Here is a 13,542-nt window from a genome sequence, read left to right as displayed (position 1 = left end):
GTGGCTCACCGACTCCCTGCAACGCTCCTGACCGCGCTCCTCGCGGGAGTCGCTCTGACGGCCTGCGCCGCCTCGCCCGATGCTCCGCGGATGGTGCCGATCACGGAGCTGTCTGCCGGTGACTGCTTCTCGTCGAACGCGGACCAGACGGTCGCCACGATCGCTGGGGCCTGCGACACCCCGCATCTCTACCAGGTGCTGTCCGTCACGCCATCGGAGCTGGGCGAGGACTTCCCCGGCGAGGAGGCTCTGACTGCCGAGGCCGATGCACGGTGCGCCGCAGATTTCGCCGGGCTCGGCTCCGATGCCACGGCGGGGCTCACCGCCCTGCACCTCGTGCCGAGCGAGGCGAGCTGGGCCGAGGGAGACCGCGACCTCGCCTGTCTGGTCGCGAGCAGCGACGGCGCGGAGCTGACCGGCTCGCAGGTGCCAGCGGGGAGCTAGCTGTTCCGCTCGGTCGGCTGTGGACAGGCGCGGCGGGTGTCGGAGGCTCCGGGTACCGTTCTCGACACAGCAGGTTCTCGATCAGTGCCGTTCGCGTCCGTCCCGGTTCGCGGAGATTGCAGGATTCCGCGTCCAGAGAGGAAAGACCCATGCCAGCATCCACCAAGCCGACCGCAGCGCTCCCGTCGGCGAGTGCCTCGACGGAGCTCGTGATCGGCGAAGATGGGCTGGCCCGCCCGCCCTGGGCGAGCCAGGATCAGCTGCTGATGGACTACTACGACACCGAGTGGGGCATGCCGATCGCCGACGAGCGAGGCGTGTTCGAACGACTGTGCCTGGAGATCTTCCAATCGGGGCTCTCGTGGCGACTCATTCTGCAGCGTCGCCCACTTCTCCGCGCCGCATTCAGCGGCTTCGACGTCGATGCCGTCGCCGAGTTCGGTGACGACGACGTCAAGCGGCTGATGCTCGACGCGGGTGTCATCCGCAACCGCCTGAAGATCTCGTCGATCATCAAGAACGCACGCGCGACGATCGCCCTTCGCGAGAGCGAACCGCTGCACGAGCTGGTCTGGAGCGCGAAGCCGCAGGTGACGCCGAGGCCGGAGACCGTTGCCGAGGTCCCGAGCAGCAGCGAGGAGTCCAGGTGGCTCACGAAGCAGCTCAAAGCGCGCGGCTTCAGCTTCGTCGGACCGACCAACCTCTTCGCGCTCATGGAAGCCATCGGCGTCGTGGACACGCACCTGGTCGGCAGCCACAGGCGCGGCAGCTCCGGCGTGTGGCCGGAGAGCTGAGCGGCATCACCCGCGGAGACAACAGTGCCCCGGCTGCCGAGTCGATGACCTGGCAGTCGGGGCGTTGCTCATGACGTGGGTTTCGTGGAGATGGGGGGAATCGAACCCCCGTCCACAACTACGAAACCGCGGCTTCTCCGGGTGCAGTCTGTCTACTGTTCTACTTGGCTCCGATCATGGGGACAGACACCTTGATCGACGAGCCCAGTTCCAGTGCAAGTCCCGTGGTGCCCTGAAACACAACACCACAGCAAGTTCCCTTAATGACGCCAGCTACCGGAGCGGGAACACCCCCGGGCTGACGGACTATCGGACTCGCTTAAGCAGCGAGGGCGAAGTCGGTGCGCTTAGCGTTAGCACCTATGTTTTGCGAGGGGCGTTTACGAGATAACCCCGCATCCTCGACCCGCTTCACGCCGATTCACCAGTCATGTCGAAACCGATCATCCCCGTGAGCCGAGTCTCCTCGGCGGCGTTCCACGTCATGAGCACTGTTGAGTTGCAGCTGCCAGAAGAACTGGCAGCTCCTAAACATACGTCAAGTCGGCCGAGAAATCCACGTCCTGGGCTGCTCAGGGCAAGCCTGAAGGCGATTCCCGGGAGGACCAGTAACCTGAACCCCATGAGCGGCAATGACTTTGAAGGATTCGGGCGCCCGAATTGGCAGAAGCCCGAGAACGGCGACGAACACGCCCCGGAGTCTGGGGGCGAGTCTCAGGAGACGCAGGCGGGTGAACCACCGCAGCAGGACCTGCCAGAGGTGACCGAGCAGTCCGGGAACGCCGACGCGGCCTCCGGGCACGAGGGTTTCGGCGCCCACTTCGGCCGACCCGCTGAGCAGCAGCCCGACACGCCTGCCCCGGATGCGACCGGGTACGAGGCCCCTGCGGCCCCAACCTGGCCGCAGTCCCCCGAGCAGGACGTGCCGTCTGCACCCGTGACCCCCGTCGCGGACTCCTCGCACGAAGAGACGGCACCGCCCGAGCAGAACAGCACCGAAGTCCTCGGCTTCGGCGAGGGGAACCAGACGGCGGTTCTCGGACGCGGCGACAGCAACCAGACCGAGATCCTCGACTCGGGCGCGCCTGCCGCACCGAGCTGGGACCAGTCCCCCGCCCAGGACCAGGGTGCTTGGAACGACCAGGGCGCAGCGGCGCCCGGCGCAGCCTGGGACCAGCAGGCGTCAGCTCCCGTCTGGGGGCAGTCTGCCCCGGAGGCACAGGACGCACCGACGACGCAGACACCAGCCTGGAACGCACCCGCTGGCCAAGACGGCCAGGGGCAAGGCCCAGGTCAAGGCGGCTTCGACGCCCCGGCGTTCGGCGACCAGAACGTCCCGCCCGCCTACGGTGGCGGGAATGAGGCACCGGCGTACGGCTCCGCCGCGTCGGCCGCGGCGGCGCCCGCCTTCGGCGCGGCCTACGGCGCACAGCAGCAGGCCGGCGCGTGGAACGGCACGCCGGACAACCAGACCCCAGCCCCCTACGCGCCGGGTCAAGCACCCGGCCAGGCTGTCGGCGCGCCGGCGTTCGGCGACAACGGAGGCGGCGGCTTCCAGGGCGGCGGCCCCGGTGGCCCGAACGACTTCGGCAACGGCGCCCAGCGGAAGAAGCCCTGGTTCCGCAAGCCAGCCATCCTGATCCCTGCGATCATCGGAGTTGTTGTCCTCGTGGGCGCGGCCGTGGCGATCCCCGTGACCATCCACAACAACAACGTGAACCGCGGCGACGAGCTGGCGGCGGCGTTCCAGACCGATCTCGACGCGCACTACGCGGACTGGACGACTGAGAACCTCGACCTCGCCGCGAACGTCACGATCTCCGCATCCCTCGGCGAGAACACCGACTTCTTCTCGCAGTCCGCGGCGCAGATGTCGGACTTCTCGACCCGTTGCGGGAACGTGGCGACAGCCGAGACGACGATCACCGACCTCGCGAGCTCGACCGTGCCCGCGCTCACGGTCGAAGAGGGCGCAGACGCCTCCGAGGCGTACAAGGCGGCGCAGACCGAGAGCGATGGGCTGAGCGAGCGACGCGACATCGTCGCGAACTTCGCCGACACGGCCAGTGCAGACGTCGCCGCCCTGCAGCAGTTCTGCGAGGCGTTCCCGAAGTACAACTCGATCTACAACACGTTCGGAACGCAGCTCGCGGCGCTGTCCAGCACCGTCTTCACGATCCCGGACGGCCAGAACATCGACCTCGGGAACAACCTGTACTACCCGTGCAACGTGTCGACGGGCTGCCCGGACTACAGCGACCCGAACATCGGCACGAAGATCGCCGATTCCATCAAGTCGACCTACGTCGACTTCTACCGCGGCATCGCCGACCTGGCGGCGTCCGAGTGCTTCCTCGATGAGCTCAGCGACGTGTGCACGAGCTACAGCACCGAATTCGGCAAGGCAGCGGATGCGGCGCAGGCGGCTTCCGACTCGTACCGCTCGGAGACGCTCAGCCTCACCGTCGGCGCAGTGCCCTTCGCGAACTCGGCACCGCTGTTCACGGCGATGTTCGACTCGTTCGATGCGGCTGATGCGGCCGTGCAGACGGCCTGGTGGAGCGCTGATCCTTCCTCCAACGGGCAGAGCGATCGGGGCTGGCAGTCGCGCAGCCTGAAGACGCTCCTCTCGGCGCACGAGAGCTCGATCGCGACGCTCGTCGAGAGCGTGCGCTGACCTCCTGAAGCGCGGACAGCGATGCGGCCCCCGATCCATTGGATCGGGGGCCGCATCGCTGTTGCCGCTCGTCGTTCGAGGAGCTTCGGGGTCACTCCCCCATGTACTTGCGGGAGGCCACGGCCCTGTCGGCCTCGCGTTTGTCCTGACGCTCGCGGAGGGCGTGGCGCTTGTCGAACTCGCGCTTGCCCTTGGCGACGGCGAGTTCGACCTTGGCCCGACCGTTCAGGAAGTACAGCGTGAGCGGGACGAGCGTGTACCCGCCCTCCTTGGTCTTCATCGCGAGCTTGCGGATCTGCTCCTTGTGCAGCAGGAGCTTGCGCTTGCGGCGCGGGGCGTGGTTGTTCCAGGTGCCCTCGAGGTACTCGGGAATGTGCACGGCGTCGAGCCACGCCTCACCGCGGTCGATGTACGCGTATCCATCGACGAGGGAAGCTCGCCCCTGACGCAGCGACTTCACCTCGGTCCCGTTGAGCACGATGCCCGCTTCGAGGGTGTCCTCGATCAGATAGTCGTGCCTGGCTCGACGGTTCGTCGCGACAGGCTTTGTCCCTTGCTCCTTTGGCATGGCCTCTTCCTCTCTCGACGGCAGACGATGGACAGCCCGCTATCTTACGACACGGGCTGTCCATCGGTCTACTCTGCGGGTTTCGTGCGGGTCAGACCTTGAGGTACTTGTTGATCGCGATGCGCGCCGACGCCCAGGCGAGCAGCACGCTCACCACGAGCAGCACGGGGAGGGCGAGCAGCGCCTCCGGCACTCCGATGAGGGAGACGAAGGGCAGCTGGCGCCCGAGGTAGCCCTGCACGAAGAAGTGGGCGATGGCCAGCGTCGCCCCCGACGCGAGGACTGCGCCGATGAGGGCGGCCACGATTCCCTCGAGGATGAAGGGCGCCTGGATGTAGCGGTTCGAGGCGCCGACAAGACGCATGATGCCGATCTCGCGTCTGCGGCTGATGGCCGAGAGGCGGATCGTGGTCGCGATGAGCAGGGCGGCCGCGACGAGCATGACGACGGCGATGCCGATGGCGGAGAGGCTCGCGACGTTGAGCAGCTCGAAGATGCTCTCGAGGTACTGCCGCTGGTCGGTGACCGCTTCGACCCCGTCGTAGCCCTCGAGCTGCTGGATGATGATGTCGGCCTGGTCGGGGTCGGTCAGCGTGATGAGGAAGCTCTCGGAGAGGTACTCGGGCTCGACGAAGGAGACGATCGGGTCGCCGGCGAACTGCTGCTGGAAGTTCGCGTAGGCCTGGTCCTGGTCCTCGAAGACGTACTCGTTGATGTACGGCGTGAGGACGGCACCCTGCAGGGCCGCTTCGACGGCCTCGCGCTGCGATTCGCTGGCCTGCCCACCGGCGCAGTTCGGGGCGCTCGAGACGGAGGAGCACAGGTCGACCGAGACCTGGGCGCGGTCGTACCAGAACGACTTCATGCTGCTGATCTGCTGCTGCATGAGGATCCCGGCGCCGACGAACGTCAGGGAGACGAAGGTGACGAGCACGACGGAGATGACCATGCTCGAGTTGCGGCGCAGTCCCTGCCACATCTCGGCGAATACGCGGCCGATCATTTGACGTCTCCAGTGTTCTTCGTGGTCGATTGGCCGGCGACGCGGGAGGCGATCGAGTCGGCGATGGATGTGGGTGCCTGTGACTCGACTGCGGCTTCGTCGTCCTGCTCGAGCTGATTGGCGGCTGCCGTCTCGGCTTCGGTGAGGGGGACGATCCCGGGCTGGTAGACGCCGTCTGACTCGTCGCGCATGATGATGCCGCCGTCCAGCTCGATGACGCGTCTGCGTTCCTCGTCGACGATGGACACGTCGTGGGTGGCCATGACGACGGTCGTGCCGTTGGCGTTGATGCGCGCGAGGAGGCGCATGATGCCGCGGCTCGTGACGGGGTCGAGGTTTCCGGTCGGCTCGTCCGCGAGGAGGATGTCCGGCTTGTTGACGACCGCGCGCGCGATCGCGACTCGCTGCTGTTCCCCGCCGGAGAGCTCGTGCGGGAACCGGTTGGCCTTGTCGCCGAGGCCGACGGTCTTGAGCACGTCGGGGACCGCCTTCGCGACGTGCCCGCTCGACTTGCCGAGCGCTTCGAGCGCGTAGGCGACGTTCTCGAAGACGGTCTTCCCAGCGAGGAGGCGGAAGTCCTGGAACACCATGCCGATGCTGCGCCGGTAGTACGGCACCTTTCGGTTGGAGATGCGGCGCAGGTCCTGGCCGAGCACGTGCACCTGGCCTCGGCTGGGTGCGTCTTCTCGGAGGATGAGGCGGAGGACGCTGGACTTGCCGGAGCCCGAGGGACCGACGAGGAACACGAACTCGCCGCGCAGCACCTCGAAGGTGATGTCGTCGAGTGCGGGGGCGGCGGTGCCAGGGTAGACCTTGGCGACGTTATCGAATCTGATCATGGCGCTAACAGGGTAGGCACCGGACTGGCGTCAGCCCGGCGCGACATGCAGAAGTGGTCAGACGCGATGGTCGGCGACCCGAGCTAGGCGGCGTCGGCCTCTCCGCGCTTGCGCCAGCGGATGCCGGCGGCGATGAAGGCGTCGATGTCGCCGTCGAAGACCTTGTCGGTATTGCCGGTCTCGTGCTGGCTGCGGAGGTCCTTCACCATCTTGTAGGGGGCGAGGACGTAGGACCGCATCTGGTCGCCCCAGCTCGCGGTGATGTTGCCGGCGAGCTCCTTCTTCTGTGCGTTCTCTTCCTCGCGGCGGAGCAGGAGCAGACGCGACTGGAGGACGCGGAGCGCGGCGGCGCGGTTCTGGATCTGGCTCTTCTCGTTCTGGCAGCTCACGACGATGCCGGTGGGCAGGTGCGTGATGCGGACGGCAGAGTCGGTCGTGTTGACGGACTGGCCACCGGGGCCGGACGAGCGGAAGACGTCCACGCGCATGTCGTTGTCTGGGATCTCGATCGACTCGGTCTGCTCGATGAGCGGCACGACCTCGACGGCGGCGAAGCTCGTCTCGCGGCTGCCTGCGGAGTTGAAGGGGCTCATGCGCACGAGGCGATGCGTGCCGGCCTCGACGGAGAGCGTGCCGAAGGCGTACGGGCTGTCGATCTCGATGGTGGCCGACTTGATGCCCGCCTGCTCTGCGTAGCTCGTGTCGAGGACGGAGACCTTGTAGCTGTGCTGCTCCGCCCAGCGGAGGTACATGCGAAGGAGCATCTCTGCGAAGTCGGAGGCGTCGACGCCGCCGGCGCCGGCGCGGATGGTGATGACGGCGGGGCGGGGGTCGAACTCGCCGTCGAGGAGGGTCTGCACTTCGAGGTTGCCGATGACCTTGGTGATCGACTTGAGCTCGGCTCGGGCTTCCTCGGCCGTGTCCTCGTCTTCCATCTCGACGGCCATCTGCGCGAGCACTTCGAGGTCGTCGAGGCGCTGCTCGATCTCGTCGAGGCGCTTGAGGTCGGACTGGGCGTGGCTGAGGGCGGAGGTGACCTTCTGCGCGTTGTCCGTGTCGTTCCAGAGGTCGGGGACGGACGCTTCAGCCTCGAGCTCCACCACCTTCGCGCGGAGCTTGTCGGGGTTGAGCACGGCGCTGATGTCTCCGAAGGTGCTGCGCAGGGCAGTGATCTCCGAGGCGAGGTCAAGGTTGATCATGATCCCCCAAGACTAGCCGTCGGGGCTGGGCGGTGCTGTCCGGCGCGCACCGTGTCAGCTCAGCACGACTCTGGCGTCGCTGGAGACGGTGATCCGAAGTCCGGTCGGGAGGAGCGCGTGGGCGAGGGGTGGCGACCATGCGCCGGTGATGACGATGTGCGCGGTGACACCGTCGGGCGCACTCGCGGAGTCCAGCGTGATGCTGTCGGTACGCGCCGCGGAGAGGTCCTCGAGGGTCGCGAGGGCGCGATCTTCCACGCGCGTCTGGCTGAGGACCGGTTGGAGTTCCCCGTCGCTGAAGACCACGTCGGCGGCGGAGAAGCTCTCGGATGCGGAGAGCGCGACGGCGTCGGCGATCGTGAGGAGGCGCTTGCGCTCGATGGACAGCGAAGTGGCCGAGACGAGCACGTAGGCCGCGGTGAGCCCGATCATGAGGAACACGAGGATGAGCGGGAGAACGCTGCCGCGCTCCCCGCGCATCCAGCGCAGGCCCGCTCGTGATCGCGCGCGCATCCCGCTCATGTGGACAGGCCGAAGCGCGTGACGGCGAACGAGGAGGTCGCGCTCGTGGGGACCGAGATAGGCGTCGCCGAGTCGGTGAGGCTGGATGCGAACGGCAGCGGCACGGCGATCGTGACGGTGACCGCGAGCACCGAGCCGGGGGCGGTGCAGCTGGGGTCCGGGCCGCGGCACTCCACCGTCTGCTCGACGAGCTTCGCGTCGAATCCGTGGTCGGCGGTCGCAAGTGCGATCGTGGCCTCGGCAAGGGCCTGGGTGTCGGCTGCGGCGGGTTCCGCTGCGAGCAGTCTCGCCGCGTTGCGTGCCGCAGACTCGGCGGCGATGCTCGCACCCTGGAGCGAGGACAGCGTCAGCATGAGGTAGGCGAGCGGCACGATGAGCAGCGTGCCGAGCGTCAGGAATTCGAGGGAGGCCGAGCCCCGATCCTCACTCAGTCCCGAGCGTCTCGGTCGGCGCATGTCCGGTCACCTCCAGCGCGTCGGGGAGGCCGATCAGCCCGATCAGCGGCAGCGGTGAGCGCACGGTGACCGCGATGGTCGGGGATCCGTCGGTCTCGGTTGCCGTGGCCGTCACGTCCTGGGCGTAGCCGGCACCGATGGCGACCGTGATGAGGTCTGCCGCTCGGGTCTCCCCCGCTTCGAGGCCGCCGCCGAAGAGCCCGGCGTGCCTCGCACCTTCCCCGGCGGCGTCGAGGAGCGTGGTGCGAACGTGCAGGGCGAAGCCGATCTGCAGGACGGTGAGCATGAGGAGGAGGAGCATCGCCGACACCATGACCCATTCGGCGACTGCCGAACCGGTCTCGTCGCGCATCACGCCGCGCGGGTGGGGGCGGTTAGCTGAAGTCACTGACGCGACTGATGGCGTTCTGGAACACGTCGACGAGGAGGTCGCCGGCGACGGTCCAGAGGAGGATCACCAGGCCCGCAGACATGATCGTGATGAGGACCCAGCCAGGGACGTCGCCGCGTTCGGAGCTGGCTCGGGTTCGGAGTGCGTACAGGAACTGCATGGTGTGCCTTTCGGGTGGCGGTCAGAAGCTCGTGCGGAGCACGAAGACGGCGGGGTAGAGAGCGAACAGGATGGTCGTGGGGAGGATGAGGAAGATGAGGGGAACGAGCATCTGCACTTCCTTCCGGCCGGCGGATTCCAGGAGGTCGCGTTTGCCGAGTTCCCGTGCGTCGCTCGCTTGCGCGCGGAGCACTTCGACGAGCGGCGCCCCACGTTCGAGTGCGGAGATCATGTGCTCGACGCAGCGGTCGAGCGGCAGATAGCGGACGCCCCTGGTCATCTCGTGGAGTGCATCGGACAGCGAGACGCCGGTGTTGACGTGGTGGACGACTCGCGCGAATTCCTTCGCCAGCTCGCCGGTGCTGACGCTGGCGATGCGCTTCAGGCTGTCGAAGATGCCCTCGCCTGCCGAGAGGCTGAGGGAGAGGAACTCGACGACGGTGGGGAACTCGCTGGCGATGCGTCGGTGACGGCGCTGCGCGGCGCGTCCGAGGGCCCGGTCGCGGAGGAAGATGCCGACGCAGCCGAGGAGGAGAGGCAGGAGGATCTGGGCGAGGACCGGGATTCCGCGGGTCGCGCCGAGCAAGAGGCCGGCGCTCAGGCCCAGGCCAGCCGAGACGAGTCCCCAGGTGAGCTGTTCGGCTCGGAACCGTTCGAGCCTGGTCGTGGAGCCCGATTGGCGCAGCTGCGCGGTGATGCGGTCGCTGCCGCCGAGCACTTCATCGAGGAGGGCTCTGCCTCTCGCGGCGAATGGGGCGGCGAGTGTCCCGAGGACGGGGAGCGGGTCGCTCGCGGTCTTCTGCACGTCGGCTCGCGCCGCCGCCGAGATGTCCAGGAGGTGCGGGGCGAGACGCTCCGCGAGGTTGGGCTTGGAGAGGCGTGGGACGGCGGCGAGCAGCGTCCAGAGGCCGATTCCGAGGCCGAGGCCGCAGAGCACGGCCCAGCCGAGTGTCTCGTTCATGCGAACCACCTGCGGTCGTCTTTGAGTTTCGCGATGCGGAGCATGAGCAGGTAGGCGGCCACGGTCACGCCCAGGCCGATGAGGATCACGATCGCCCCCTCTAGGCTGTTGAAGGCGCTCGCCGCCTCGGGCCTGGTTCCCAGCATGAGCAGGACGATCCAGGGTGCGGCCGAGCCGAGCTTGGCGGCGTTCATGACCCAGGACTGCTTGGCTTCGACTTCGTGGCGCACGGCCTGCTCTTCTCGCAGGTAGCTGCCGAGGCTCTTGAGCACCGTGGGGAGTTCTGATCCGCCGACATCTCTGGACATGCGAAGTGTGCTCAGTACTGCAACTTCGCGTAGGTTGGGCACATACGAGCAGCGATCTACGTCCGTCAGAGCCTCGACGTGCAGGAAGGCGTCGACCGACAGCTTGAACGCTGCAGCTCCCTGATCTCTGCACGTGGCTGGACCGAGGCCGCACGTTACGCCGACAACGACACGAGCGCCACCAAGGCCCGCGGGCCTGGCACCGGCTGGGCGCGCATGCTCGCCGACGCCGAGACCGACACATTCGACGTTGTTGTGGCTGTCGACATGGATCGCCTGCTTCGCTCGGTCAACGACCTCTTCACCCTCACAAAGGCGGGCGTCCGGGTTCTCACTGTCGACGGTGAGATCGACCTGACCTCCGCTGACGGCGAGTTCCGAGCGCTTATGCTGGCCGCGATTGCGCAGTTCGAGACCAGACGCAAAGGCGAGCGTCAGCGACGCGCCAACGCCTACCGAGCCGCTCAAGGCCGACCCGCGGGCGGGCGCCGCCCGTTCGGCTTCGAAGCTGACGGGATGACCGTCCGCGACGACGAAGCGAGTGCGATCTGCGCCGGCTACCGCGCGATCCTCGCCGGCGACTCGCTCCGCCAGGTGGCACGTGACTGGAACGCGCAGGGCTTCCACACCGGACAGCCTCGGCAGGCCCGCACGGGGCGCGCTGGCGAGCCTTCATCTTGGATCGGGAGTACCGTTGGCGCCGTGCTGCGCAACGCGCGCTACAAGGGCGAGGCGACCTAGAAGGGCGAACCCGTCGGCGCGGCCCTGTGGCCTGCACTCGTGGACGCAGAGACATGGCAAGCCGCGAACCTTGTCCTCATGGACCCGAACCGCCGAACGCCACGGCAGAACACCCGGCATCTGCTCAGCGGTCTCGCTCTGTGCGGCATCTGCGGTGCGACGGTGCACGGCGGTGCCTCGCGGCGCCCCGGCCAACGCGCCTACCGCTGCAGCGGCTCGAGCGGTCACATATCTCGCAAGGCGGAGCCGATCGAGCAGTTCGTCGTTGCGACGCTCGTCGAGCGGCTCTCGCGCCCCGACGCTGCCGTTCTACTCCGTCCCGACGACTCCCCCGATCTCGACGCACTGCGCAGCGAGGCCGCGGGGCTGCGGTCGCGGCTCGACTCGCTCGCGGTCGACTTCGCGGACGGTGCGCTGACTTCGAGCCAGCTGCGAGCGGCTACCGCGCGGATCCGCTCGAGGCTCGAGGAAGTCGAGAGGCCCCTCGCTGCGGCGATCGGAGGCGACATGCTCTCGGATCTCCTCGGCGCGGACGACGTCACTGCGGCCTGGGAAGCACTGAGCCAGGACCGACAGCGCGCTGTCATCGCCGCGCTCGCCAGGGTCCGGATCAAGCCTGCGGGACAAGGGGCTCGACGCTTCGACCCCGCGACGGTTGGAATCGAGTGGCGTTGACGCCGTCGGCGCGGCGGTGGCCTGGGTGAAGAGTTTACGTTTCTGCACCAGTTCATCTATCTCCCTATTCCCCCCTCTAGTGTTCTCTCTCTCAAGGGGGGAATAGGTAACAGGATGAATCGGTGCAGAAACGTAAACTCTGCATCTCCTCGCCCCCCTACCTGCAGAGTCGCACTAGGAGGTCGGACATGGGCGTCGTCGGCGCTGGACAGGAAGTGGCGCGCACCGCGCGCACCGCTCGAGCAGCAACCGCTCCCCGGCGCCGCGCGGTGCTCTACTCGCGGCTGAGTGTCTCCGACGACACGTCGACGTCGATCGCTCGGCAGCTCCGCGACCTCCGCGCTCTCGCCGAGCGAGAGGATCTCGAGGTCGTCGCTGAGTTCGTCGACGACGGAGTCTCCGGCCGCACGTCGCGTGCCAATGCGACCGGGGCGCTGCAGTTCCTCCGAGAACGCCGCGCCGACGTGCTCGTCGTCTGGAAGTTCGACCGCTGGTCGCGTCAGGGCATGCGCTCCCTGGCCGACCTCATCGACACCCTTGACGAGATCCCGACCACCGAGTTCGTCGCCCTACAAGACGGCCTCCGCTCGGCGCAGCCGGCGTGGCGCATCGTCGCCTCGGTGCTCGCAGAGGTCGCCCGCATGGAATCGGAGAACACCGCCACACGCGTCCGCTCGAGCATCCAATGGCGCGTGGAGGCTGGCCTCTGGCGGGGCGGGCAGATCCCCTTCGGGTATCAAGCTGCCGAGGGCAAAGAGCCGAACACCCGCACACTCATCCCCTACCCACCTGAGGTGGCCGTCATCGAGGAGATGGCGAGCGCGCTGATCACTGGACTCTGGACCCCGAACCGCGTCACGGAGGAACTCAACCAGCGGCAGGTGCCGACGGGCCGATCGGCGTACCGCACCGCGCGCAACCGAGGGCACAACCCCGACGGCCTCGACCGCGGCATCTGGCGCCCCGGTACGGTCATGCAGCTGTGGACGGCGTCGCATCTCATCGGCCGGCAGGTGCACCGCGGCGAGCTCGTGCGCGACGATGCCGGCATCCCGAAGACTGTCTGGCCCCCGCTCGTTGACCGCGACACCTACGAGGCGCTGCGTGCCGCCGTGCGCGACCCACGGCTGGCGGCTGGCACGACGACGCAGGCGAACCGCCGACGCTCGCAGTTGCTCAGCGGCCTGCTCTTCTGCGCCGAGTGCGGGTCGATCGCCTACAGCAACCGTGCGTCCCGCGGCCAGCGAGCCTCGGTCTACACCTGCTCGCGGCGCAACGACCCGACGTGCCCGAAGCCGACAATGTCACTCGAGCTGGTCGACGCGATGGTCACCGAGCGGTTCCTCAAGGACTTCGGCGCCTGTCAGCTCACGACGCTGCGAGAGCCGGACGCCGCTCGTGTTGATCGAGCTCGACTTGCGGACGTAGAGCAGGCAATCGACCGCACGACAGACGAGCTCAGGTTCGACGGCGCCGATCTGGAAGTCCTACTCCCTCGCCTGGCGGAGCTGAAAGCTCAACGCACACAGGCGCTGGTGTCGCAGCACGCGGCCACTACGGAAGTCGTCGTGACCGAGGAGACCTATGCCGAGCGCTGGGGAGTGCACCCGTCGATCGAGGCTCGCCAGGGCTTGCTAAGGCTGGCGTTCGACCGCATAGTCCTATCGAAGCTGGCGCCGGGTGCGGCAAGGAAAGGTAGCCATCCCGAAAGGCTCGCGTACTCTCCGAGGGTGTCGGGCCATGCGGCACTACTTGGCGGCCCAGAACTCAGAGGTGGGCGCGACCACCTCTGAAACGGCGGGGAAG

General features: G+C 67.7%; 16 protein-coding genes and 1 other RNA gene. 6 read left to right on the top strand and 11 right to left on the bottom strand.

The window, feature by feature from the left end; translation table 11 throughout:
• On the top strand, nt 1-444 hold the full coding sequence (locus tag C5E10_RS05455) for a septum formation family protein (RefSeq protein WP_146080169.1): 444 nt from the start codon (nt 1-3) through the stop codon (nt 442-444).
• Nucleotides 445-593: 149 nt separating this feature from the next.
• Nucleotides 594-1,238, top strand: a complete 645-nt coding sequence (locus tag C5E10_RS05450; RefSeq protein ID WP_104330779.1) for a DNA-3-methyladenine glycosylase I — start codon at nt 594-596, stop codon at nt 1,236-1,238.
• 82 nt (nt 1,239-1,320) lie between these two features.
• Here C5E10_RS05450 and ssrA read toward each other — a convergent pair.
• Nucleotides 1,321-1,689: a transfer-messenger RNA gene (gene ssrA / locus C5E10_RS05445) on the bottom strand.
• Between the two features lie 171 nt (nt 1,690-1,860).
• Here ssrA and C5E10_RS05440 point away from each other — a divergent pair.
• Nucleotides 1,861-3,915 carry a hypothetical protein gene (locus tag C5E10_RS05440; RefSeq protein WP_104330778.1) on the top strand — a complete coding sequence of 685 codons (2,055 nt, stop codon included), beginning with the start codon at nt 1,861-1,863 and terminating at the stop codon, nt 3,913-3,915.
• Nucleotides 3,916-4,006: 91 nt separating this feature from the next.
• Here the strand turns inward: C5E10_RS05440 and smpB are convergent, their stop codons facing one another.
• The 10 genes from smpB to C5E10_RS05395 all read right to left on the bottom strand — a co-directional run bounded on the left by smpB (nt 4,007) and on the right by C5E10_RS05395 (nt 10,320).
• Nucleotides 4,007-4,483, bottom strand: coding sequence for an SsrA-binding protein SmpB (gene smpB / locus C5E10_RS05435; RefSeq protein ID WP_104241539.1), 477 nt, complete (start codon nt 4,481-4,483; stop codon nt 4,007-4,009).
• 91 nt (nt 4,484-4,574) lie between these two features.
• Nucleotides 4,575-5,486, bottom strand: a complete 912-nt coding sequence (gene ftsX / locus C5E10_RS05430; protein WP_104241540.1) for a permease-like cell division protein FtsX — start codon at nt 5,484-5,486, stop codon at nt 4,575-4,577.
• Complete coding sequence (gene ftsE / locus C5E10_RS05425) at nt 5,483-6,325, bottom strand: cell division ATP-binding protein FtsE (protein WP_104330777.1); 843 nt, start codon at nt 6,323-6,325, stop codon at nt 5,483-5,485. Before ftsE ends, ftsX begins: the two co-directional genes overlap by 4 nt.
• An 83-nt stretch (nt 6,326-6,408) precedes the next feature.
• Nucleotides 6,409-7,524 (bottom strand): peptide chain release factor 2, encoded by a 1,116-nt coding sequence (gene prfB, locus C5E10_RS05420; RefSeq protein WP_104241542.1) that lies wholly within the window; start codon nt 7,522-7,524, stop codon nt 6,409-6,411.
• A gap of 54 nt (nt 7,525-7,578) precedes the next feature.
• On the bottom strand, nt 7,579-8,046 hold the full coding sequence (locus C5E10_RS05415; protein WP_146080168.1) for a hypothetical protein: 468 nt from the start codon (nt 8,044-8,046) through the stop codon (nt 7,579-7,581).
• Nucleotides 8,043-8,501 carry a pilus assembly protein gene (locus tag C5E10_RS05410; RefSeq protein WP_146080167.1) on the bottom strand — a complete coding sequence of 153 codons (459 nt, stop codon included), beginning with the start codon at nt 8,499-8,501 and terminating at the stop codon, nt 8,043-8,045. Before C5E10_RS05410 ends, C5E10_RS05415 begins: the two co-directional genes overlap by 4 nt.
• Nucleotides 8,470-8,889, bottom strand: a complete 420-nt coding sequence (locus C5E10_RS05405; RefSeq protein ID WP_258071007.1) for a TadE/TadG family type IV pilus assembly protein — start codon at nt 8,887-8,889, stop codon at nt 8,470-8,472. The genes C5E10_RS05410 and C5E10_RS05405 overlap by 32 nt, the downstream gene beginning before the upstream one ends.
• Nucleotides 8,876-9,052 (bottom strand): hypothetical protein, encoded by a 177-nt coding sequence (locus tag C5E10_RS19090; protein WP_181062655.1) that lies wholly within the window; start codon nt 9,050-9,052, stop codon nt 8,876-8,878. Before C5E10_RS19090 ends, C5E10_RS05405 begins: the two co-directional genes overlap by 14 nt.
• A 21-nt stretch (nt 9,053-9,073) precedes the next feature.
• Nucleotides 9,074-10,012, bottom strand: a complete 939-nt coding sequence (locus C5E10_RS05400; protein WP_104330773.1) for a type II secretion system F family protein — start codon at nt 10,010-10,012, stop codon at nt 9,074-9,076.
• Complete coding sequence (locus C5E10_RS05395) at nt 10,009-10,320, bottom strand: type II secretion system F family protein (protein WP_104330772.1); 312 nt, start codon at nt 10,318-10,320, stop codon at nt 10,009-10,011. The genes C5E10_RS05400 and C5E10_RS05395 overlap by 4 nt, the downstream gene beginning before the upstream one ends.
• Nucleotides 10,321-10,362: 42 nt before the next feature.
• Here C5E10_RS05395 and C5E10_RS05390 point away from each other — a divergent pair, with 42 nt between their 5' ends.
• The 3 genes from C5E10_RS05390 to C5E10_RS05380 all read left to right on the top strand — a co-directional run bounded on the left by C5E10_RS05390 (nt 10,363) and on the right by C5E10_RS05380 (nt 13,529).
• Nucleotides 10,363-11,061 carry a recombinase family protein gene (locus C5E10_RS05390; RefSeq protein ID WP_308471706.1) on the top strand — a complete coding sequence of 233 codons (699 nt, stop codon included), beginning with the start codon at nt 10,363-10,365 and terminating at the stop codon, nt 11,059-11,061.
• 39 nt (nt 11,062-11,100) lie between these two features.
• Nucleotides 11,101-11,736, top strand: coding sequence for a zinc ribbon domain-containing protein (locus C5E10_RS05385; RefSeq protein WP_104330770.1), 636 nt, complete (start codon nt 11,101-11,103; stop codon nt 11,734-11,736).
• Nucleotides 11,737-11,924: 188 nt separating this feature from the next.
• Nucleotides 11,925-13,529, top strand: a complete 1,605-nt coding sequence (locus tag C5E10_RS05380; protein ID WP_104330769.1) for a recombinase family protein — start codon at nt 11,925-11,927, stop codon at nt 13,527-13,529.
• Nucleotides 13,530-13,542: the final 13 nt, after the last annotated feature.

Source organism: Pseudoclavibacter sp. RFBG4, from assembly GCF_002931515.1.
Taxonomy (GTDB): Bacteria; Actinomycetota; Actinomycetes; order Actinomycetales; family Microbacteriaceae; genus Pseudoclavibacter.
The sequence above is the reverse complement of the archived record's forward strand: the minus strand, read 5'-3'. Positions and strand labels throughout refer to the sequence as shown.